The sequence below is a fragment of the Acinetobacter piscicola genome, assembly GCF_002233755.1.
In the GTDB taxonomy this organism is placed as follows: Bacteria; Pseudomonadota; Gammaproteobacteria; order Pseudomonadales; family Moraxellaceae; genus Acinetobacter; species Acinetobacter piscicola.
In genome coordinates, this window is sequence record NZ_NIFO01000005.1 from 147,554 (window position 1) to 170,825 (window position 23,272).

22 protein-coding genes are annotated in these 23,272 nt (G+C 38.3%); 16 read left to right on the forward strand and 6 right to left on the reverse strand.

Translation table 11 applies throughout. The annotated features are described in order from the left end of the window. Nucleotides 1-78 precede the first annotated feature (78 nt). Together CDA10_RS10470 and CDA10_RS10475 are read left to right on the forward strand one after the other, a co-directional pair. Nucleotides 79-1,011: a family 2A encapsulin nanocompartment shell protein gene (locus CDA10_RS10470; RefSeq protein WP_089605550.1), complete on the forward strand. Its 933-nt coding sequence runs from the start codon at nucleotides 79-81 to the stop codon at nucleotides 1,009-1,011. Beyond that, a complete protein-coding gene (locus CDA10_RS10475) occupies nucleotides 986-2,986 on the forward strand; it encodes a family 2A encapsulin nanocompartment cargo protein cysteine desulfurase (RefSeq protein ID WP_089605551.1) in 2,001 nt (666 codons plus the stop codon). Before CDA10_RS10470 ends, CDA10_RS10475 begins: the two co-directional genes overlap by 26 nt. A 233-nt stretch (nucleotides 2,987-3,219) precedes the next feature. Here the strand turns inward: CDA10_RS10475 and ppsR are convergent, their stop codons facing one another. Then, complete coding sequence (gene ppsR, locus CDA10_RS10480; protein ID WP_089605552.1) at nucleotides 3,220-4,056, reverse strand: posphoenolpyruvate synthetase regulatory kinase/phosphorylase PpsR; 837 nt, start codon at nucleotides 4,054-4,056, stop codon at nucleotides 3,220-3,222. Between the two features lie 155 nt (nucleotides 4,057-4,211). Between ppsR and ppsA the strand changes: the two genes are divergently transcribed. From ppsA to dnaB, 13 genes are all read left to right on the forward strand, one after another. Continuing rightward, nucleotides 4,212-6,590: a phosphoenolpyruvate synthase gene (gene ppsA, locus CDA10_RS10485; protein WP_089605553.1), complete on the forward strand. Its 2,379-nt coding sequence runs from the start codon at nucleotides 4,212-4,214 to the stop codon at nucleotides 6,588-6,590. Between the two features lie 88 nt (nucleotides 6,591-6,678). Continuing rightward, nucleotides 6,679-7,443: an RDD family protein gene (locus tag CDA10_RS10490; protein ID WP_089605554.1), complete on the forward strand. Its 765-nt coding sequence runs from the start codon at nucleotides 6,679-6,681 to the stop codon at nucleotides 7,441-7,443. Nucleotides 7,444-7,749: 306 nt separating this feature from the next. Beyond that, a complete protein-coding gene (cyoA, locus tag CDA10_RS10495; protein WP_089605555.1) occupies nucleotides 7,750-8,811 on the forward strand; it encodes a ubiquinol oxidase subunit II in 1,062 nt (353 codons plus the stop codon). A 3-nt stretch (nucleotides 8,812-8,814) separates the two neighbouring features. Then, nucleotides 8,815-10,806 (forward strand): cytochrome o ubiquinol oxidase subunit I, encoded by a 1,992-nt coding sequence (cyoB, locus tag CDA10_RS10500; RefSeq protein WP_089605556.1) that lies wholly within the window; start codon nucleotides 8,815-8,817, stop codon nucleotides 10,804-10,806. Nucleotides 10,807-10,810: 4 nt separating this feature from the next. Further along, on the forward strand, nucleotides 10,811-11,428 hold the full coding sequence (gene cyoC / locus CDA10_RS10505) for a cytochrome o ubiquinol oxidase subunit III (protein WP_089605557.1): 618 nt from the start codon (nucleotides 10,811-10,813) through the stop codon (nucleotides 11,426-11,428). After that, nucleotides 11,425-11,751 (forward strand): cytochrome o ubiquinol oxidase subunit IV, encoded by a 327-nt coding sequence (gene cyoD, locus CDA10_RS10510; protein WP_171333985.1) that lies wholly within the window; start codon nucleotides 11,425-11,427, stop codon nucleotides 11,749-11,751. Before cyoC ends, cyoD begins: the two co-directional genes overlap by 4 nt. A gap of 6 nt (nucleotides 11,752-11,757) precedes the next feature. Continuing rightward, nucleotides 11,758-12,636: a heme o synthase gene (gene cyoE, locus CDA10_RS10515; protein WP_089605559.1), complete on the forward strand. Its 879-nt coding sequence runs from the start codon at nucleotides 11,758-11,760 to the stop codon at nucleotides 12,634-12,636. Nucleotides 12,637-12,761: 125 nt separating this feature from the next. Beyond that, entirely contained in the window at nucleotides 12,762-14,861 is a 2,100-nt protein-coding gene (locus CDA10_RS10520) for a PA5441 family protein (RefSeq protein ID WP_089605560.1), read from the forward strand. A gap of 15 nt (nucleotides 14,862-14,876) precedes the next feature. Next, the gene (locus tag CDA10_RS10525) at nucleotides 14,877-15,620 is read left to right on the forward strand and encodes a DUF3142 domain-containing protein (protein WP_089605561.1); all 744 of its coding nucleotides are present in this window, start codon (nucleotides 14,877-14,879) and stop codon (nucleotides 15,618-15,620) included. A 246-nt stretch (nucleotides 15,621-15,866) separates the two neighbouring features. Beyond that, nucleotides 15,867-16,253, forward strand: coding sequence for a 30S ribosomal protein S6 (gene rpsF, locus CDA10_RS10530; protein ID WP_010115947.1), 387 nt, complete (start codon nucleotides 15,867-15,869; stop codon nucleotides 16,251-16,253). An 11-nt stretch (nucleotides 16,254-16,264) separates the two neighbouring features. Next, complete coding sequence (rpsR, locus tag CDA10_RS10535) at nucleotides 16,265-16,492, forward strand: 30S ribosomal protein S18 (RefSeq protein ID WP_004719336.1); 228 nt, start codon at nucleotides 16,265-16,267, stop codon at nucleotides 16,490-16,492. Between the two features lie 9 nt (nucleotides 16,493-16,501). Further along, a complete protein-coding gene (gene rplI, locus CDA10_RS10540) occupies nucleotides 16,502-16,948 on the forward strand; it encodes a 50S ribosomal protein L9 (protein ID WP_010115944.1) in 447 nt (148 codons plus the stop codon). A gap of 195 nt (nucleotides 16,949-17,143) precedes the next feature. Further along, complete coding sequence (gene dnaB, locus CDA10_RS10545) at nucleotides 17,144-18,589, forward strand: replicative DNA helicase (protein WP_089605562.1); 1,446 nt, start codon at nucleotides 17,144-17,146, stop codon at nucleotides 18,587-18,589. Between the two features lie 48 nt (nucleotides 18,590-18,637). Here dnaB and CDA10_RS10550 read toward each other — a convergent pair whose 3' ends face one another. Continuing rightward, complete coding sequence (locus CDA10_RS10550) at nucleotides 18,638-19,060, reverse strand: DUF4259 domain-containing protein (protein ID WP_089605563.1); 423 nt, start codon at nucleotides 19,058-19,060, stop codon at nucleotides 18,638-18,640. Nucleotides 19,061-19,359: 299 nt separating this feature from the next. On the opposite strand from CDA10_RS10550, the gene alr reads away from it, so the two are divergent. Beyond that, a complete protein-coding gene (alr, locus tag CDA10_RS10555) occupies nucleotides 19,360-20,433 on the forward strand; it encodes an alanine racemase (RefSeq protein ID WP_089605564.1) in 1,074 nt (357 codons plus the stop codon). A 48-nt stretch (nucleotides 20,434-20,481) separates the two neighbouring features. On the opposite strand, the gene CDA10_RS10560 is transcribed toward alr, so the two are convergent. The 4 genes from CDA10_RS10560 to CDA10_RS10575 form a co-directional block, all read right to left on the reverse strand. Then, entirely contained in the window at nucleotides 20,482-20,904 is a 423-nt protein-coding gene (locus tag CDA10_RS10560) for a BLUF domain-containing protein (RefSeq protein ID WP_089605565.1), read from the reverse strand. Between the two features lie 132 nt (nucleotides 20,905-21,036). After that, nucleotides 21,037-21,771, reverse strand: coding sequence for a proteasome-type protease (locus CDA10_RS10565; RefSeq protein ID WP_089605566.1), 735 nt, complete (start codon nucleotides 21,769-21,771; stop codon nucleotides 21,037-21,039). Nucleotides 21,772-21,878: 107 nt separating this feature from the next. Beyond that, on the reverse strand, nucleotides 21,879-22,658 hold the full coding sequence (locus tag CDA10_RS10570) for a transglutaminase family protein (RefSeq protein WP_089605567.1): 780 nt from the start codon (nucleotides 22,656-22,658) through the stop codon (nucleotides 21,879-21,881). Further along, on the reverse strand, nucleotides 22,655-23,263 hold the full coding sequence (locus CDA10_RS10575; protein ID WP_089605568.1) for an alpha-E domain-containing protein: 609 nt from the start codon (nucleotides 23,261-23,263) through the stop codon (nucleotides 22,655-22,657). The genes CDA10_RS10570 and CDA10_RS10575 overlap by 4 nt, the downstream gene beginning before the upstream one ends. Between the last annotated feature and the right edge of the window lie 9 nt (nucleotides 23,264-23,272).

Here is a 23,272-nt window from a genome sequence, read left to right on the forward strand (position 1 = left end):
GAGAAGATCAGTATTGCCGAAAAAACATAAATTTAACTTTAACCTTCTCATTTTCATTATTTTAGGATTTGTATAAAAATGGCTAAACACCAAGAAGTCGCTCGACAATCTTTAAGCGATCAAGCTGCTCGTCAGTTAGCGAATGCAACAAAAACCGTTCCTCAGCTATCTACAATTACGCCACGCTGGCTGACACATTTACTGCAATGGACACCTGTTGAAGCAGGGATTTATCGTGTTAACCAAGTGAGCAATACCGATGATATTCAAGTGGCGTGTACACAACGTGATGAAGCCACCCTCCCACAAACTTTTGTAGATTATGAATTAAATCCAAGAGAATATTTTTTAAATGGCGTATCTACGGTCTTAGACATTCATACCCGTGTTTCTGACTTATATAGTAGTCCACATGATCAAATCAAAGAACAATTGCGCTTAACCATTGAAACGATTAAAGAGCGTCAAGAAAGTGAACTCATCAATAATCCTGAATATGGATTACTTGCCAGTGTTGCAGATCATCAACGTATTTCAACCTTAACTGGTGCACCAACCCCTGACGATTTTGATGATTTACTTCGTAAAGTTTGGAAAGAACCTGGATTCTTCCTTGCACATCCTGATGCGATTGCAGCTTTTGGTCGTGAATGTACCCGTCGTGGTGTTCCGCCACCGACCGTGAGTTTATTTGGTTCTCAGTTCATTACTTGGCGTGGTGTACCCCTTATTCCGTCAAATAAAATTCCTGTTGAAGATGGTAAAACCAAAATCATTTTGTTGCGTGTCGGAGAAAAACGTCAAGGGGTTGTTGGCTTATTCCAACCGGGGCTTGCAGGTGAGCAAGCACCGGGCTTATCTGTACGCTTTATGGGAATTAATCGGAATGCCATTGCTTCTTACTTAATTTCTTTATATTGCTCTTTGGCAGTATTAACTGAAGATGCCTTAGCTGTACTTGAAGATGTGGAGGTAGATAAATATCATGACTATCCAACAACATACAAATAATATAAATCCAACCGATTCCGCATCTGCAATTGCAGATGCGCCTTTTAGTGAGTCTGTGATGACTCAATTGGCAGCAGCGTTTTTCTCTGCATTGCCAAATCACAATCCTCAAGGGTTAAATTTGGATTTAACTGAACACGCAAACCAAGGCATTAGCCATCCACCTCAGCCTAAAGATCCTGTTGCAGCATTGAGTGGACGTATTCCTGCGATTGTGCAACAAAGCAATCTGAATCCAAATTTGGCTCAACATTATATAGAACCAACAGCAGACCATCCTGAACGTAGAATTTTATCGTCTACGCCAGTGATCGGTGGTGCGCACAATCCTGACCCATCTGCGCTTTTAAACCGTTTACATATTTCATCAAATAGCAGTGCGCTAAAATCTGTAAATCCCTCGAATAGCCAAAGTCCTTTACAGAACTTGCAAAATGTGGCAACAGGATCGTCTCACTATTATTTTCTAGATATTCCAAAACCAGAAGCTACAGATTTAAATATTCAAACCACACCATCACCTAACTCATTTTCTGTTGATGGTTATGCTGATAACGATCATGTTGATAACTACCATGTTGATAACTATCATGTCATTCAGGATCATCAGCTCAAAGGCTTACTCAAAGATCGCAATGATAAGCCTGCAACTACAGAATCTGCTTATTACTTTGCAGATCCTTCGAATTTTAGCCTGTCACAACAACATAAAGATGTGCAAATTCCAACCACACAACACAATCATCAACCGATTGATATTTGGCAAATTCGTCGGGATTTTCCAATCTTACAAGAACGTGTGAATGGCAAACTATTAATCTGGCTAGATAATGCTGCGACAACACATAAACCACAGGCTGTAATTGACCGTATTTCTTATTTTTATCAACATGAAAATTCGAATATTCACCGTGCTGCACACGAACTCGCTGCACGTGCCAGTGATGCTTATGAACATGCGCGTCATGTTGTCGCTCGCTTTATTGGTTCGCCATCCGCTCAAAATATTATCTTTGTTCGAGGTACGACTGAAGGTATTAATTTAATTGCAAAATCATGGGGTAAGCAAAATATTGGTGCTGGTGATGAAATTATTATTTCGCATCTAGAACACCATGCCAACATCGTTCCGTGGTATCAATTAAGCCAAGAAACTGGTGCGAAACTGCGGGTCATCCCTGTTGATGATACGGGTCAAATCCGTATTGATGAATTTGTAAAATTACTCAATCCTAAAACCAAACTGGTTTCAATGACCCAAGTTTCAAATGCATTGGGTACGGTCACACCCACTCAGGAAATCATTGCTTTAGCACATGCAGCAGGTGTTCGTGTGCTCATCGATGGAGCACAATCGGTTTCACACGTGTCGACCAATGTAGCGACTTTAGATGCAGATTTCTTTGTATTCTCAGGTCACAAAGTTTTTGGCCCAACTGGAATTGGCGCAGTCTATGCAAAATCTGAATTATTAGAAAGCATGCCCGTTTGGGAGGGCGGTGGTAATATGATTCAAGACGTTACTTTTGAAAATGTCATCTACCAACCTGCACCGAATAAGTTTGAAGCAGGTACAGGGAATATTGCAGATGCTGTGGGTTTAGGCGCTGCTTTAGAATATGTAGAAAGTATCGGAATCCACAATATTGCTCGTTATGAACACGACTTACTTGAATATGGACAACATGCTTTGCAAAGTGTTTCGGGTTTAAAACTGATTGGTACGGCATTAAACAAAGCCAGTGTCATGTCCTTTACCCTCGCTGGTTATGAAACAGAAGAAGTCGGTAAAGTTTTAAATCAATATGGAATCGCTGTGCGTACAGGTCATCATTGTGCTCAACCCATCCTGAGACGATTTGGCGTAGAACGTACAGTTCGCCCTTCTTTAGCTTTTTATAATACCACTGAAGAAATTGATATCTTGGTTTCAGTTTTACATCAATTACGTCGTGCGAAACCTTTTAAGCCCTGATTTCTAAATACTTGATCCAAGGATAATCAAATTTCTAAATAGTAGCCTAAAAAACAAACAAAATGATGCGTAAATTTTGATGGTTTTTTATCCTTTTATTTCTAATTTTGAATTGCTAAAAGATCTGAAAATGAGTATCTCAATCGCATAAAAAAGCAAAAAGGCTGAATCAAAATTCAGCCTTTTTCGTCATTACATTATCATTGCAATATCATTTAAACTTTTTAGATAATTTAGCCAATACGACGCTTTAAACCCGTCATTTGTAAAACACGAGTAGAAATTTCTTCAATTGACATTTCTGAGACATTCAAGTACTTAATTCCTTCCGAAATATAAATACCTTCCACTGCACGAAGCTCCATCTGACATTGGCTAAAACTTGCATAGCGGCTATTGGCTTTACGTTCCGAACGAATAGCAACAAGGCGCTCAGCATCAATCATTAAGCCAAATAATTTGTGTTTATGTTCTTTAAGCACTGCTGGCAAACGGTTATCGTCTAAGTCTTCTTCGGTTAAAGGATAGTTTGCAACACGAATTCCAAACTGTAATGACAGATAAATAGAGGTCGGCGTTTTACCTGAACGCGATACACCAATCAGGATCAAATCTGCTTTGTCATAATGGCGTGTTCTTGCCCCATCATCATTGTCTAGAGCGAAATGAACAGCATCAATACGGGCTTTATATGACTCAGAATCGGTCACTGCATGGGTCTGTCCGACTAAAGTTGTAGGTGGTGTGCCTAAAACATCAGACAGTTTACTAATAAGTCCTTCAAATACATCAAGATTTACTGCATTTGCAGTATTAATAATATCACGTGCATAAGGGTCAACTAAAGTGTCGAACACCAAAGGCTGTTGCCCGTCTTTTTCGGCTCTTTTATTGATTTCTTCGACGACATTCATCGCCGCTTCCTCAGAAGTTATATAGGGAATAATATGAATATCAAACTTTACATGAGGAAATTGCGCTAATAATGAATGCCCAAGCGTTTCAGCAGTGATCGCAGTACCATCAGAAATGAAAAAAACGCTCCGCTTTATTTGGTTACTTTCTGACATTAAAATTCTCCTCAAAAATTTGTCTTAGCGATGTATAATCTTTATAGTAACCCCCATCTTACATGACTATCACTTAGTTGAATCAAAATGCTAAGTTTTTTGTTATAATTTCATGCCAAGATAGTGATTAATACTGCAAAAGTGGAGTAACAACTTTGGAAGCACGCGTAATCGGTCTGGAAAAACTAGGGAAACACGACGTTGAGATCGTGGGTGGTAAAAACTCTTCACTTGGAGAAATGATCAGCCATTTAGCAAATGCTGGCGTATCTGTACCAGGTGGATTTGCAACGACTGCAGAAGCGTATCGCGAATTCCTTGAACAAAGCGGTCTTAACGCTAAAATTAATGCAGAACTCGCAGCATTAAATGTTGATGATGTGATTGCGCTTGCCGAAACTGGTGCGAAAATTCGCCAATGGATTGTAGACACTCCACTGACTACAGCACTTGAAAAAGAAGTTCGTGAAGCTTTTGCAGCACTTTCAAATGGTAACCCTGACATCGCTGTTGCGGTTCGTTCATCTGCAACTGCGGAAGATTTACCAGACGCGTCATTTGCTGGCCAGCAAGAAACTTTCTTAAATATTCGTGGTATCGACAATGTCCTTATCGCAATTAAAGAAGTTTTTGCTTCACTTTATAATGACCGTGCGATTGCTTACCGTGTACACCAAAACTTTGCGCATGATGTTGTTGCGCTTTCTGCGGGTATTCAACGCATGGTTCGCTCTGAAACAGGTGCTGCAGGTGTAATGTTTACACTTGATACAGAATCTGGTTTCCGTGAAGCTGTATTCATCACTGCCTCTTACGGTTTGGGTGAAATGGTTGTACAAGGCGCAGTAAACCCTGATGAATTTTATGTTTCCAAGCCACTTCTAAGAAATGGTAAGCATGCCGTTATTCGCCGTAATTTGGGTTCTAAACACCAAAAGATGATTTATGGTGAAGAAGGTGCTGCTGGTAAATCTGTTGTTGTTGTAGACGTAGAAAAAGCAGATCGCCAACAATTTGCACTCAATGATTTAGAACTTCAAGAACTTGCTAAACAAGCGTTAATCATTGAAGAGCATTATGGTTCTCCAATGGACATCGAATGGGCGAAAGATGGTGACGATGGTCAAATCTATATCGTTCAAGCACGTCCTGAAACTGTAAAAAGCCGTGAAAATGTCGGCACAATGGAACGTTACCTACTTAAACAAAAAGGTACTGTACTTTGTGAAGGTCGCTCAATCGGTCAACGTATCGGTTCAGGTAAAGTACGCATTGTCACTTCTATTAAAGAAATGGACAAAGTACAACCCGGTGATGTTCTTGTTTCAGACATGACTGACCCAGACTGGGAACCAGTGATGAAACGTGCTGCTGCGATTGTCACTAACCGTGGTGGCCGTACTTGTCACGCTGCAATTATTGCACGTGAACTTGGTGTCCCTGCGATCGTGGGTTGTGGTAATGCAACTGAAGTCTTGACTGACGGTCAAGAAGTGACTGTTTCATGTGCTGAAGGTGATACAGGTTTCATCTATGAAGGTTCGTTGGATTTTGAAATTCAACGTAATTCAATTGAATCTATGCCTAAACTTCCATTCAAAATCATGATGAACGTAGGTAACCCTGATCGTGCATTTGACTTCGCGCAAATTCCAAATGAAGGGATTGGCCTTGCACGCTTAGAATTCATCATTAACCGTATGATCGGTGTGCATCCAAAAGCTTTATTAAACATCGACAGCCTACCACGTGAAACACGTGCTGCTGTTATGGCACGTACTGCGGGTTATGCATCGCCAATTGAATTCTATGTAGAAAAATTGGTTGAAGGTATCTCGACGCTTGCTTCTGCATTTGCCGACAAACCAGTGATTGTTCGTATGTCTGACTTTAAGTCAAACGAATATGCGAACTTGATCGGTGGTAAATTGTACGAGCCTGAAGAAGAAAACCCAATGCTCGGTTTCCGTGGTGCGAGTCGTTATGTATCTGATAACTTCCGTGATTGCTTCGAATTAGAATGCCGTGCATTGAAAAAAGCACGTGATGAAATGGGTCTAACCAATATCCAAATCATGATTCCTTTCGTACGTACTGTGACTGAAGCGAAACGTGTAATTGAATTATTGGCACAAAATGGCTTAAGACGTGGTGAAAACGGTCTTAAAGTCATCATGATGTGTGAGTTACCAACTAACGCATTATTGGCTGAACAATTCCTTGAACATTTTGATGGTTTCTCTATCGGTTCAAATGACTTAACTCAGTTGACGCTTGGCTTAGACCGTGACTCTGGTATCGTTTCTCACTTGTTTGATGAACGTGATCCAGCTGTTAAGGCATTACTTTCTATGGCGATTCATGCATGCCGTAAAGCAGGTAAATATGTAGGTATCTGTGGTCAAGGCCCTTCAGATCACCCTGATCTAGCAAAATGGTTAATGGAACAAGGAATTGAATCTGTTTCGCTTAACCCTGACTCAGTTTTAGATACTTGGTTCTTCCTTGCAGAAGAAAAGACTAAACAAGTTTAATAAAACGTGTTAAAAAAGACCCTCTCGTAGGGTCTTTTTTTCATCTACGATTTTTGTATGTTTAGATTTATTTTGAGAATTTAGTTTTATGCAGATTTACTTGGCGAGAAATAATCAACAAGCCGGCCCATATACCATTGAGCAACTCAATCAAATGCTTGAGAGCCAACAAGTCTTATTGACCGATTTAGCTTGGCATCAAGGTATGACTGAATGGAAAACGCTTGGTGAGCTTACACAAGGTCAGTTGGTATACACACCCGTTGGCTATATTGCGCCATCAACTCCTACACTTGAAAAAAACGATCAGAATAATACTATTCAAAAAATTCGTGTAGAAACCAAAGCACCACAAGAGCTCGCGAGTTTTGGCTCACGTATTTTTGCTAAGTTTTTAGATATTCTCTTATGGTTACCTGCCGCTGCCATTCCTTCATTCTTTCTTAAACCTGATCAAATTACCCAGCTCAATGCATTACAACAAAAAATGCAAAGCAGCGCCAATTCAAACCAAATGGTTCAATACCAACAAGATCTATTGAATTTGATTCCTGTAGAAGCATGGCAAAGTGTTTTCTTTTACATCGTTATCATGTTAGCCGTACAAGCATTTTTTCTAGCAAAGACAGGACAAAGTTTAGGCAAAAAAATAGCAAAAATTAAAATTGTAGATGCTAATACAGGCGAAAAAGTAAACTTAACCCGTATTTTTCTCGTGAGAAGTGTCATTTTCATATTTTTGAATATGGTTTTTATGCCCTTTATCACAATCATCGATCATGTGTTCGCTTTCAGTTCAAAGCGTCAAACGCTACATGATAAATTGGCTAAAACCAAAGTGATCAAGCAATAAATCCGCACATATTTATTCAGGGTGATTAGTCACCCTTTTTTATTGCCATAATATTGATTTTAAAAATAAACATACTGATCAGTCATTAATTCCGACTAAAAAATTTGGTTTTTATAACAAACATTTAAAGCAACGTTATCTATAGATAAGTTTGCCTAGATGAGGCATAATGCCCTACAACGTAGCGGTGTCAGATCATTGAGAATGTTTTTTATTTGTAAATAATTGCCATTTTCAATGATGCGACACTTTAATCGCTATCCCATAACTTAAATAGGGAATGGGACTCTTCACCGAGGTTGTAAAATGAGACAAACGACTTTAGCTGTATTGTCTTTATCTACGCTAGCTGCGCTCTTAACTGGGTGCGGTGGTGATATGGTACTTCTAAACTCTAAAGGTCCAGTAGCTTCAGGTCAAAGTGACTTGATGATGAAAGCGATCTATTTAATGCTTTTGGTGGTAATTCCATCAGTTATTATGGCATTGTGGTTTGGTTGGAAATATCGTGCGTCAAATAAAGATGCAGACTATAAACCTACTTGGGCACACTCTACTACGATTGAAATTGTAGTATGGGGTATTCCTTGTATTATTATTGCTATTCTTGCGTATTTAACATGGTGGGGTTCACATCAATATGACCCATATAGACCATTAACAAATGCTCAAGGTGAAATGGAAGACCATTTAAAAATTCAAGCTGTTGCTGAACAATTTAAATGGGTATTTATCTATCCTGAACAACAAATAGCGACTATTAACGAAGTTCGTTTCCCAATTCATAAACCAATTGAATTTCAAATCACTTCTAACTTTACAATGAACTCATTCTTCATTCCTAAGTTAGCAGGTCAGGTTTATGCAATGGCGGGTATGCAAACTAAATTACATATGCTTGCAGATCAACCTAGCCCAGCTGAGGGTTATCGTGGATTCTCTGCAAACTATAGTGGCTATGGTTTCACTCAAATGCGTTTTAGAGCGCATGCTGTGTCTGACACAGATTTCAACACTTGGGTTGAAGCTGTGAAAGCAGGTAAAGGTACTTCAATCAATCCAGAAGCAGTTCAAAAAACTGTTTTAGATCATGCTGAATTTGCCACGCTCAAAGATGGTGACCGTTCTAAACACCAAATTGAAGCAATGGTCAACAATGCTCATACTCCAGAAGAAATAGCACTTGCACATGAAGCTGAACGTAAAGGTCCATTCCCTACTAAGCCTCACGTTGTAACTTATTATTCTTCAGTAGAGCCAGACCTATTCAAGCGCATTATCAATACATACATGAGCAACTACCATGGTGCAGACCATGCAGCAGCTGAACATGCGTCTGTTGAACACACCGCTGCTGTAGGGGAATAAGACATGTCTTTGTTATTAGGTAAACTTAACTGGGACGCGATCCCTAAAGAACCTCTTGTACTTGTGACCATGGTTATTATGGCCCTTGGTGCAATTGCAGTGTTTGGTGGTATTACCTATTTTAAAAAATGGGGTTACCTCTGGAACGTATGGTTTAAATCTGTAGACCATAAAAAAATTGGTATCATGTATATCTTGGTATCTGTGGTCATGTTGCTACGTGGTTTCGCCGATGCAATCATGATGCGTCTTCAACTGTTCCTTGCAAAAGGTGGCGGTGAAGGTTACTTACATCCAGACCATTACGATCAGATCTTCACCGCACATGGTGTAATCATGATCTTCTTCGTAGCAATGGGTCTTGTTGTAGGTATGATGAACATCACTGTACCTCTTCAAATTGGTGCACGTGACGTTGCTTTCCCATTATTGAACTCTGTGAGCTTCTGGTTATTTGCTGGTGCTGCGGGTCTGATGATGGCATCACTTGTATTAGGTGAATTTGCTGCAACAGGTTGGATGGCTTACCCTCCTCTGTCTGGTATTCAATATTCTCCTGGTGTAGGTGTTGACTACTATATCTGGGCACTACAGGTTTCTGGTCTAGGTACGCTTTTAACGGGTGTTAACTTCTTTGTTACCATCATCAAAATGCGTGCACCTGGTATGAGCCTTATGGATATGCCGATCTTTACATGGACTGCACTTTGTACAGCTGTATTGATCATTGCATCTTTCCCAGTATTGACTGCAACAATTGCAATGTTAACCCTTGACCGTTACTTTGGTTTCCACTTCTTCACCAATGAGCTTGGCGGTAGTCCAATGCTATATGTGAACTTGATTTGGACTTGGGGTCACCCTGAAGTATATATCTTGGTATTACCTGCTTTTGGTCTTTACTCAGAAATCGTTTCAACGTTCTCTCGCAAAACATTGTTTGGTTACAAATCAATGGTATATGCGACTATTGCGATCACAGTTCTTGCGTTCGTAGTATGGCTTCACCACTTCTTTACGATGGGTGCAGGCGCGAATGTTAATGCCTTCTTCGGTATTATGACCATGGTCATTGCGATCCCGACTGGTGTGAAAATCTTCTCTTGGTTATTCACCATGTATAAGGGTCGTATCACCTTTACATCACCTATGTACTGGACACTTGGTTTCCTTGTGACTTTCGGTATTGGTGGTTTAACAGGCGTGTTGATGGCAGTTCCACCAGCTGACTTCTTGGTTCATAACTCTTTATTCTTGATTGCCCATTTCCATAACGTAATTATTGGTGGTGTGGTATTCGGTATGTTCGCAGGTATCACTTTCTACTGGCCAAAAATGTTTGGTTGGAAGTTAAATGAAACTTGGGGCAAAGCGTCATTCTGGTTCTGGTTCTTCGGTTTCTATTTTGCATTCATGCCGTTATATATCCTTGGTTTCATGGGTATGACTCGTCGTTTGAATACTTATGACAACCCTGAGTGGGACCCGTACCTTGCAATTGCGTTATTTGGTGCTGTTCTTGTTGCAATCGGTATTGCATGTTTCATCATGCAAGTCGTAGTAGGTTTCCTACAACGCAATGAAAACATGGATATTACTGGCGATCCTTGGGATGGTCGTGTACTTGAATGGTCTACATCTTCTCCTGCTCCGTTCTATAACTTTGCAGAAATTCCAAAAATCAATGGTATTGATACTTTCTGGAATGACAAAGAAAATGGTGTAGCTTACGCACGTCCTGCGAAGTATGAAGATATTCATATGCCAACTGACCGTGCTGCTGGTTTCGTCATTGCAATGTTCATTACGACTATGGGCTTCGCTTTAATCTGGCATGTTTGGTGGCTTGTTGTCGTTACTTTCCTTGGCGCTGTAATCAGCTTCATCGTAAGTTCATTCACTAAAAAAGTGGATTACTACGTACCTGCTGCTGAAGTAGAACGCATCGAAAACGAACGTTATGCTTTACTTGAAAAACATTTGAAGAAGGACTAAGGACATGACTGAAGTACTTCATCACGACCACGGACACGATGAGCATCATCATCACGATGATACAGACATCACCGTCTTTGGTTTTTGGACATACTTGATGAGTGACTTGATTTTATTCGGTACACTCTTCATTGCGTTCGCTGTATTAAGCAGTCATATTCCGCCTGGTACTCCAAGTCCAAAAGAGTTATTTGGTGAGTCTTTAGGTTTCGTACTTATTGAAACCTTTGCTCTCTTGATCTCTTCTGTAACTTTCGGTTTTGCGGTTCTTGCTTCATACAAGAAAAATGTAAACCAAGTTCTAATGTGGTTAATTATCACTTGGATCTTCGGTGCAACATTTATTGGTATGGAACTTTATGAGTTCAACCATTTAGTTCACGCTGGTCATGGTCCTACCCATAGTGCGTTCTTATCTGCGTTCTTTACCTTAGTTGGTACGCATGGTATTCACGTAACTTCTGGTCTAGTTTGGATGATCGTGTTAATGGTTCAAATCAAAAAATATGGTTTGACTCTACCAAATACACGTCGTCTTGCATGCTTAAGCTTGTTCTGGCACTTCCTTGACATCGTTTGGATCTGTGTATTCAGCGTCGTTTACTTACTGGGAGCTGTATAATGAGTCATGATCATAATGCTGCTGGTGCATCGCACGGTAATATCAAGCAATACACTATTGGCTTTATTCTTTCAGTTGCGCTCACAATCATCCCGTTTGGGATGGTGATGAGCGGAATGACGGGCGGTGTAGTGATTGCAACGATTGCAATCACTGCTGTTGCTCAGGTTCTTGTACAATTAGTGTTCTTCTTGCACATGAATTCATCTTCTGAACAGCGTTGGAATGTGATTGCATTTATCTATACTATTTTGACGATTGCAATTCTTCTAATCGGTTCTGTTTGGATCATGAACTACTTACATTCAAACATGATGCTCTAGGGTGTCATGTTGAAGAAATATCTATTCCTGACTAAGCCAGGAATTCTCTTCGGTAACTTCGTTACCACTTTGGGCGGCTTTTTCTTAGCCGCTCAAGGTTCAGTAGATTTCCTATTGCTTCTTATTACCCTTCTTGGAACAACACTTGTGGTTGCTTCAGGTTGTGTCGTCAACAATGTCATTGACCAAGACATTGACCAAAAAATGCAACGCACAATGAACCGTGCCCTTGTCAAAAAAACCATCAGCCCTACAGTTGCTTTAACTTTTTCTGCAGTATTGGGTTTCATTGGCTTTGCTTTGTTGTGGTTTTTTGTCAACGCCTACGCATTTGGCTTTGCAGTACTCGGTTTTGTTGTTTATGTGATTTTTTATAGTCTTTGGAGCAAACGTACCACCATTCACCAAACAGTGATTGGCAGTATTTCTGGCGCAAGCCCTCCTGTCATCGGTTATACAGCTGTTTCTCATGAGTTTGATGTTGCTGCATTATTGCTTTTTTTAGCTTATGCACTTTGGCAAATGCCGCATTCTTGGGGAATTGCAATTTATCGTTTTGATGACTATAAAAATGCAAATATTCCAATTTTGCCTGTAGCACGTTCCATCTATCGCACAAAAGTTGAAAGCTTAATTTATGTGTTGTTATTTGCTGCAGTTTTAAATGGTTTATATTGCTTTGGCTATACCAACATTTTCTTTTTAATTACTTTTAATGCACTATGCGCCTACTGGGTGTATTTATCCATTATTGGTTTTAAAGCAGAAAATGACCAGCTTTGGGCGAAAAAATATTTCTTATATTCTGTAATTTTAATTACCGCTTTAAGTTTTAGCTTTAGTTTTAGCTACATCTCCCCTGCACCACATTTACCGCTTTTCTAAAAAGATAGAGTTCAACTCTATCTTTTTTTATTTCTCAATTTCTTTGCTTTAATTGTTGTTTTCTATTTTTCTCATTGCATTCCCTTGTTATCATCTTACTAAGAATTACAAATTTTAAGCCCATTATGAAATCTAAAAAATTATTCCTCTACACCCTACTATTCGGTTCTCTTGTACCTTTATTTTCATATAGCACTGCTGCACATGCAGGAGTTGAAGATATCTGTGATCCTGACTTTAGCATGCAAGGCAAAGTGTATTCTGATTGTAGCAATTTACCTGTATTCCTCCCTGCCAATGATAACCATAGCAATATGGTCTTATTGCTCAGTGACCTTGGTTTGGCCAATATCGAACCCTATCAAGGTGATCAAAACTTGTGGGATTCAACATATGGGACTGTCCCTTTTGATTCTACGACTTTAACCAGTATGGCTAAAAATAGAATCTCAAATCATCGTACAAAATTTCAAGAAATGGATCGTTATTATGATGAGCGTTGTGCAACTTTAGTCAGTGGACAAAACAGTTTTATTGAACAAGTCAAAAATAATAAAAATCTTTCGGCTTCAGAAAAACAAGCTTTAATCACTGAGCGTAATAAGATTTCAGAATGTAATAATAAAATTCCACTTCTGTCTGTTGACCCGCAATGGTCAGCTACTGCTCGCCAATATGCTTCTTATTTAAATGCAACCATTGCTTTTTATAATACTAACTTTTCTACAGCGACTAAAATATATTCAGTATTAAGCACTGTTGATGATGCATGGTTAAAAGAAACCTCGCAATATATGCTCATTCGTTCGAGCCTGAATACGGCTTATGCAACAGGAACAAATCAATATGGTGATGTAGATTTAGATAAAATCAATCAAAATCTTCTAAAGCAATTCTTAGACAATATCACTAGTTATTTAAAGCTTTATCCAAATGGTCAATATGCAGCCAGCGCCCGAGGCTACATGCGTCGTGGTTTTTGGTTAACAGGTCGCCAAGACTTACTGGTCAATGAAATTGTGTGGCAAATACAAAACCCTAAATCTAAATACTATAATTTAGATGTAAGTCAGCTTCCTGCCGAAATTGATCGTCGTGTATTTGGCAGCCAATACTTCAATATCAAACATTTAAAAGACCCTTTCTTCCTTGCAACTTATGATTTGATGCAAATGCGAGAATCATCATCAGAAAACTATAAACCAATGACTTGGGCACAGCTGAGTGCACAAAAAGACGATTTCAAAACGCAACCTGAGCTATTTCAATATTTACAAGCTGTACATTTATTTTATGTTCAAAACAAAACCCAAGAGGCTTTAAATTATTTGCCGAAGGATATTTCTAGCACAAATAATTATCTACAACTGAGTCAGGTCTTTTTGAAAGGGCAAATTTTAGAAAAAAGTAATCCAACTCAAGCTGAACAATATTGGGCGCAATGGCTTAATAAATCGAAAAATGCATACCAACGTGGTTTATTTGAAACTGCGCTGTCAAATCATCTCAATTCAAAACAAGACCTAAATGCATTTATTGGTAAAAATCCAACCATTAAACAAATCAACTTACAAAAACGCTTTATCATTTTCAAAGCGAATGAAGCATCTTTGCAAAAAATCATACAAAGCAACGAGGCGAATCTAGACCAAAAGCAAGCTGCAATTTACACCTTATTAAACAAATCTTTAGTGCATAAAAATTATGCTTTATTTAATCAGTATTATAAATATTTACCGAAAGATGCAGCACAATATAAAAGCTATGAAGGTGCCGAAAAACTCAAAAACAAACCGCCATTCGCAGACTTTATTTGGAATGGTTCAAATATCACCACACAACTTAAATGTTCAGATTTGGCAACACTCACCAGCCAATTAGAAAAGTCTCCAACAGATCCTTTTTTGAATATTTGTATGGGTGAATATGTTCGTAGTGGACAATATGGGCTACCCTACCAATTAAATGAAGAAAATAATGTTCAATCATTTCAAGGCAAACCATTTACCCGTGGCGAAGTTTATAAGCGCTTAATTAAAACTGGCCCTCAAGGTGATTTGCAGGCTTATGCACTTTATCGTGCAATCATGTGTTATTCGCCAAGTGGCATTAATGATTGCGCTGACCAAGAAGTTGCAAAAAGCGTGCGTAAACAATGGTATGACCAAATAAAAAGTGATTATCCAAATACAACTTGGGCAAAATCTTTAAAGTATTATTGGTAATCAGGTGATCCATTGATGTTTAAGCAGATTTTTTCGGTTCTGATTACTCTCAGTTGTATGTTGAGCTTAAATGCCTGCCAACCGAGTCAATCTGCGTCATCAGGTTCATATCATATAAATGCCAATGACTATGATGCCTTTTGGATTTGGGGCGAGATTAAATCTGCGCCCTATTTAAACAAAGCCAAACAAGTTTATATTCTACAAGGCGAAATCAGAATTGATAAAGCATCAAAACAATCGATTCTGATTGCTCAAGGTGTTCCAGTACTGAATATTCCGCATCAGAAAGTATGGTTAGTCTTTCGCAATCACCACTTGAATTGGCAAGACCACGAATTGGACAAAATTCTAAAACGTGTTCGACAATGGGAAAACTCGGGTAATCATATTCAAGGGATTCAAATAGATTTTGATTCGAGAACAAAAAATCTCCATCAATATGGTTTATTTTTACAACAACTTAGAAAACAGCTTCCTCAACAATATCAATTAAGCATCACCAGTTTAATGGACTGGACGAATATTCAAGATAAAGAAACACTTAGGCTATTTCGTGAAAATATTAATGAAATGATCATTCAAACCTATCAAGGTTCTACTACTATTCCTAACTACCAAATGTATCTGAAAAAAATCTCGGCAATGAAACTGCCCTATAAAATAGGCTTGGTACAACATGGTGAATGGGATCATCAACTTAAATTTGAGAATGACCCGAATTTTAAAGGTTATGTGGTATTTTTACTGCGACAATAATGAATGATTGATTTATTCCCATAGCATTCAACTCGCAGTCATCTGTTTTAAGTAACGATCCAGCTTAGAATAAAACGGTAATAAAAATCTAAATATTAAATTGTGTTTATAGATAAACTTTCCTATAATAAGCGCTCGCAATTTTTGCGGCACAATCTTTTGACTTTTCAAGTTAATATTGATTGTGACTCCTTGCTTCGATCTTTCTAATAAGATTGGGGCTGCATAAACCGTAAGGAGCTGACAATGCGTCACTACGAAATCGTAATTCTGGTACACCCAGACCAAAGCGATCAAGTGGTAGGTATGGTAGAACGCTATATCTCTCACATTAAAGATGCTGAAGGTCAAATTCACCGTCTTGAAGATTGGGGCCGTCGCCAATTGGCATACCCAATTAACAAAATTCACAAAGCGCACTACATTTTAATGAACATTGAATGTAATCAAACTACGCTTAATGAATTAGAAGAATTGTTCCGTTATAACGATGCAATCCTTCGTAACGTTATTATTCGTCGTGAAAACGCGATCACTGAAGAGTCATTATTGGCGAAAAGTGCTGAAGAAAAACGCGCGCGTAAAGCACAGCGTGAAGAAGCACAACACGCTCAAGACTCTGCTGAAGCTTAAGGAGAACATCAATGGCACGTTTTTACCGTCGTCGCAAGTTCTGCCGCTTTACAGCTGAGAACGTTACGTACATCGACTACAAAGATATCGACACTTTAAAACAGTACATCACTGAAAACGGCAAAATTGTTCCTAGCCGTATTACAGGTACTAAAGCTCGTTATCAACGCCAATTAGCGCTTGCTATTAAACAAGCTCGCTATTTAGCATTGATTCCTTACACTGACAATCATAAGTGAGGTTGAGCCGTGGATATTATTTTATTACAACGCATTAAAAACCTTGGTAAATTAGGCGATAAAGTATCAGTTAAAGCTGGTTATGGCCGTAACTTCCTTATCCCTCAGGGTAAAGCAGTTGCTGCAACTGAGTCTAATACTGCTGCTTTCGAAGCTCGTCGTGCAGAACTTGAAAAGCAAGAAGCTGATATTTTAGCTGCTGCTCAAGCACGTGCTGACCAATTGAACGAAGTTAACATCGTGATCACTGCTAAAGCTGGTGACGAAGGTAAACTATTCGGTTCAATCGGTACTCGTGACATCGCTGACGCGTTAACGAATGCTGGTCTTACTGTCGACCGTGCTGAAGTTCGTTTACCGAACGGTGCACTTCGTCATACTGGCGAATTCAACATCGCAATTCAATTGCATCATGATGTTGTTGCAGAAGTTCTCGTTACTATCGTATCTGAGTAATTTCTCATCAAAAAAAGGGCATGCAATCGCATGCTCTTTTTTTATCTTTACGATTTAGTTTTTCACTGTGTTTTTATTATTTCACTTGAATAATACGCCCTTCTTGCGGATTCTGTTGTACACTTAAATAAATCGATGTAAAGTTTAATCAATATTGTTTTTATTTTACTAACCATTTAAAAATCAAGGTTTTATATGTCTCAGGCTACTGCCAATGCTTCTACAAATACTTTTAAAACTGATGCAAAAAATAATGAAAATGCACAGTTAAAGGAATTTCGTACGCCACCTCATAACTTGGCGATTGAACAAGCTGTACTTGCTGCATTGATGACTGTTGCTGAATCTTTTGAACAGGTCAGCGATACTTTAAATGAAAATGATTTTTATGCGACACGTCATAAATATATTTTCCGTGCCGTTGAAAAACTTGCACAGGAAAACTCACCTTATGATGCAGTCTTGGTGAATGACTGGCTCATCAAACAAAACTTGCACGATGCAATTGGTGGTGAAGAATATTTGATGCAGTTGATGGCAGATTCTCCCTCTAGCTTCTATAACCTTGAAACTTATGCAGGAAAAATTAAAGAATTTTCAACTTTAAGAAGTATGATTAAAGTGAGTAATGAAATTCTACAAAATGCGTATGACACCAAAGGTCGTGACGTCAGTGAGATTTTAGATCTTGCTGAAACCAATATTTTCTCGATCGCAGAACAACACAATAACAATGCTAAAGCGCAAGGCCCTAAACCCATTACCTCTGTTGTTGCCGATGTCTTTGATAAGTTGAATGAACTCTCTCAGATGGAAGGCAGCATCACAGGTTTAACGACTGGCTTTATGGAATTAGATAATAAAACCTCTGGTATGCAAGCAGGTGACATGATCATTGTTGCTGCACGTCCATCTATGGGTAAAACCACTTTTGCCATGAATTTGGTCGAAAGTGTGCTGTTTAACTGTGATCTACCTGCTTTGGTATTCTCTATGGAGATGCCAGCAGATTCCATCGCAATGCGTTTAATTTCTGCTTACGGCAAAGTTCATCAAGGACATTTACGTTCAGGTAAATTAGATGGTGACGAATGGTCTAAAGTTACAGGCACCATTTTACAGCTACAAGAAAAACATTTGTATATCGATGATTCCTCTGCCCTACCACCAACTGAATTACGTGCCCGTGCTCGACGTATTGCAAAGCAACACGGTGGTAAGCTCGGCTGTATTATGGTCGACTATTTACAGTTGATGAAAGTACCGGGTATGGGAGATAACCGTGTTGGTGAAATTGGTGAAATTTCTCGCTCACTCAAAGCTTTGGCAAAAGAAATGATGTGCCCTGTCATCGCACTTTCTCAGTTAAACCGTTCCCTAGAGAACCGTCCCAATAAACGTCCAGTCATGTCAGATTTACGTGAATCTGGTGCCATCGAGCAGGATGCCGATTTAATTATGTTTATTTACCGCGATGAGGTTTATAACAAAGAATCGAAAGAAGCAGGAACAGCAGAAATTATCATTGGTAAACAGCGTAATGGCCCAATTGGTACAGTTCGTTTAGCTTTTGAAGGGCAATATACTCGTTTTAGTAACTTGTCGCCTGAGTATTATGCCCAGTATGAAGATGAAGAATAAAATTATTCCAAATCAAGTCATTGAATTAAAAATAAGAGATTTTAAAGTTCAAACTTTTGAACTTAAAGTCTCTTTTAATTCATCTATATTGAGTATCCATTGCTCATAATCATCTGAATCTCGCCAAAGTTCATCCAATTCTGAATTTTCACTGGTCAATAAATCCAATGCACGAATTGCTTTGGGAATAAGTGCATAATTGGTTCTATTTTTATTTTGTTCCAGCCATTTCTCAATGGGTTCAGGATAATAATCCTCTTCGCCAATAGCATCAGCAAAAGATTTTACCAAGACATCTGCTGCGGCATGTGCAGTGCAACCAATATCAGCATCAATAAATTCTTCTTTTGCCATCTCTATGATTTGATTGAAAGCATCTTCAATCACGATATAACCATCACCTTCTTCAAATTCGTAAGCCCAATCACTGGCAGTATCATTTCCAAAAGGTTCATGTGACCATGCTCCCATATTCCCCTCTCAAATAAATGTATAAATTCGAATATAAAATGTACGATTTTATGTAAAAAATAAAGTGCTATTTTTTTACAAATTATGTGCAACTCAGATTTATATATCAGGTCAGCAAATTTTATCGATACAAAATGTGATCTTGATTCAAAACACAAATGTTTATATTTATTTGGGTTTGATCGGTCTAAAATATTCACTGTTTTAAATAAAACACTATATATTTAAAACCTTTATTTTATGCACAATCTCAGTTTTAAGCACAATTCAATATTTGTGACCCCAAAGGAGTAACCAAGGTGCGTCAAGCAACAGTTTATATTGACAGTGAAGCGCTGCAATATAATTTAAACCGTGTCAAACAACTCGCTCCAACCGCTAAAATTGTAAGTATGGTCAAAACCAATGCTTATGGACATGGAGTTAAAGACTGTTTAGCCGCCTTAAGCTCAACGGATGCATTTGGTGTTGCCTGCTTACAAGAAGCCTTGGAAATACGTGAACTTGGATATCAACAACCCATCACACTGATTGAAGGTATTTTTAATGCGGATGAGATGACAACCGTCATTGAAAATAACTTTGAGATTGTTGTACATCAACCAGTTCAAGTGGAATGGTTGCTTGAACACAAACAACAATATATAGCCAAAGGCTTAAAAGTATGGGTAAAACTGAATAGCGGTATGAACCGTTTAGGTTTTAAAGAAGCTGAAATTATTGAGCTGATTCATTCACTCAAAGCAGAAGGGTTTACTTGTGTTTTGGCCATGCATTTTGCCAATGCCGATGCAGAAAACCATCCGTTAAATGAACAACAAAAAGCTCAATTCCTACAGGTAAAACAAGCCTGTGAACCTATTATGGCTTCATGTTGTAATTCTGCGGCTATCTTTAAATGGCCTGAACTCAATTTTGACTTTGTTCGCCCGGGCATCATGCTTTATGGTGCATCACCATTTGCAGACAAATCCGCACATGACTTAGACATTCAGCCTGTAATGACTTTTACTGCTGAAATTATTGCACTGAATCATATTCAAGCGGGTGAATCTGTTGGTTATGGCTCAACATTTATTGCTGACCAAGCGATGGATATTGCAATTGTTTCAATTGGTTATGGTGACGGCTACCCTCGTGCTTTTCCAAAGCAAAACTATGTATCCATTCAAGGACAAAAGACCCGTGTGATTGGTCGTGTTTCTATGGATATGATTGCCATTGATGTCACAAATCTAAATGCGCCCTTGGGTACAGAGGTTGAACTATGGGGCAAAGATCGCCTAGTCGATGATGTTGCTGAAGCAAATGGTACCATTGGTTATGAATTATTGTGCCGTTTAAGCGCACGCCCAGCCCGCAAACAGATTTAATCTTCACAATACAAAAAATCCAAGCGCATGCTTGGATTTTTTAATGATTTATAGTTCTACTTGTTCAATTTCATACAATAAAGCTAATAATTCAGGAACTTCATCATCTTTCAAATCTAAGGGTTGAAAGCTGTCATAGCCTTTAGCATTAAAATATTGCTGAATCTGGCTATTGCATCTTACATATTTCATTGACCATTGTGAGAAATGCCCACCGTCAACCACAGCAGTTGTTTTAAATCGTTTGATTTGATGATGTCTTGGATCACCTATCAATTTTTCAAACAAAAACTTTATTGAAGCGTCCTCACCCTCTAAACACTGAAAAAAATATTGATCTGCAAAATATAAAACACCATGAATATCATGCTTCGTATTAAAATTTCGAGCTTCATTTAAGATTTCTCTTAAATCATTTAAAATCTCATGCTCAGATGACGAGGTTCGGCTTGCATAACATAGCTGAATCATTTATGTATTTTCTCAAATATATTTTAGCTTTTTATCAATAACATAGTCTAAATTAGATTGATGATTAATACATCTTATCAATCTGCTTACATAAGAGGCAAAATTAAATAATTTAAAATATTGTTTGAAACATTACTTGAAATAATCATCCGTAGGTTTTGGCAGATCTTGCAAACCTTTTTTTAATGTTTCAGACCATTGCTTACTGATATGTTGAAAATAGGGATCTTCATCTGTAATTCTTTTTCCATTTGGACATGTCAAAGAATCTTTTAAATAAATCATTGCATCCAAAGGTAAACCCACTGAAACATTTGAACGTAAAGTTGAATCAAAAGAAATTAAGCTACAACGCAATGCCTCATCTAAAGGCATATCGTAACTTAAAGCACGATCTAAAATTGGCTTACCATACTTACTTTCGCCAATTTGAAAATACGGCGTATCACTGGTTGCAGAAATAAAATTCCCTTGCGGGTAAATATTATAAAGCTGCATTTCTTCACCCTTGATTTGACCACCAACCAGTAAGCTACAAAAATAATTACTTTGTTCCTGAGTATCATCCGTAACATCTGCAATCACTTTACGTAAGGTTTGCCCAACTAAGCCTGCGACCTCAAACATTGTGTTTACACTGTATAAGTTAGGCTCTTGATTGAGTGCAAGATGATTTTCTAAATGACCAATAACAGCTTGCGTGGTCGCCAAATTTCCAGACGTTTGAATACAAATAAACCGCTCGCCTTTGACCCCAAAAGTATAGAGCTTTCTAAAAACAGAAATATGATCTACCCCGGCATTGGTTCGTGTATCACTAATGAACACTAAACCCTGTTTGAGTCTTAAAGCACAACAATACGTCATGGAACTACCTTTCAAAGCATTTGAAAATTCAAACCCACGGATGGTCTAAAAATATAGTTTTATAAATACAATGCATAATTTAAGCACATTATTTACCATTCAATTTTTCAACATGCAAGTACTTGAACAGTGGAGTACATTGTTTCAATTCCACCTTGCTCTCTTATGCCTCGTACTGGTGCAACATCCCAATAATCACGTCCAATTGCGACATAAACATGTGATTCTGGTCGGAAAAGTTGATTACTCACATCAATAATATGCCATTGCCCTGCTAAAAAAATTTCAGCCCACGCATGACTGGCTAAATGAGACTGATTCTGAACATATAAATACCCAGAAGCATAACGAGCAGGAACATCAAGTGCCTTTGCCATCGCAATAAATACATGGCTATGATCCTGACATACACCTTGACGCATTGAAAATGACTCCATTGCAGTATGTGTTACCGAAGTACTCGCTGTGGTATAGGGCATATAATTCAGTAAAGCTTCCGCCAATTTCTGAAAATTCGATACAGTCAGTTGAGGTACGTAGCGCTGAGCAAATGCCAACATTTCACTATTACACAAAGTCGTTGTAGTCGGTTGTAAAAATAAAGCGGACGATAACGAGTTTGTCATACCAAACTGATTTTCAAAATTAATCTCCACAATACCTTGAGCCATAATCAACATTTGTTGATAAGGTTCGCGCTGTGTACTGGTTAACCAAACATTATCAAAGGCATCTTTTTTAATGTGTTTTTGACCCGGAACGCTTACATCCCATGAATGAACCTGTTGATGTTCATTATTTTGTGGGGTCATTTTAATATATTGAATACTATTTTTCGCCCAATCAGAATATTGATAATGGGTTTGATGATTAACCATGAGCTTCATAAGCGAACCATTTCAAATAGGGAATCAATATGATCACTAAAATGATAATAACGCATGCTATCAGGCTGCTTTTTAAGCTCAATCCACGCATCTGGTAAACTGGCCAGCCCTTGCTGATCTAAACTCTCAATTAAACCACCTAATTCTTGCAAAGTTTGCGCACTGGTTTGTTTTAAACGAATTTGACGATCCAATTGCTCCATTTTCTGACCTAAACTAAAAAATAAAAACAATAGCTCATCTTCTTCCGCTTCTAAAACGTCATTACATTCGTCACACACATCACAAATAAGCCCTGCATTTTTCTCAGCTTGTTGTAATAACTGATTTAATTCTGCGAAAGATTGTGCAGAAATGACACCACGTAAATCATAAATATTATTCTTCGCATTTTGAAATTGTTGATGAAATGAGGCCGGTTGTTCTGCATCTAAAATCATTTCATTTAATGAAGATGCATCAAATGCAGGCAAACAAAACGCATGCGCATAATCCAGTGCTGAAGTATTATTTTTAAACGGAAACTGGCTACATAAATATTGTATACGAGTCAAATAGCGACCTAACCAAAATATATTTTGTGCATTCGTACTTAGTAAAATCATGTTCACTCC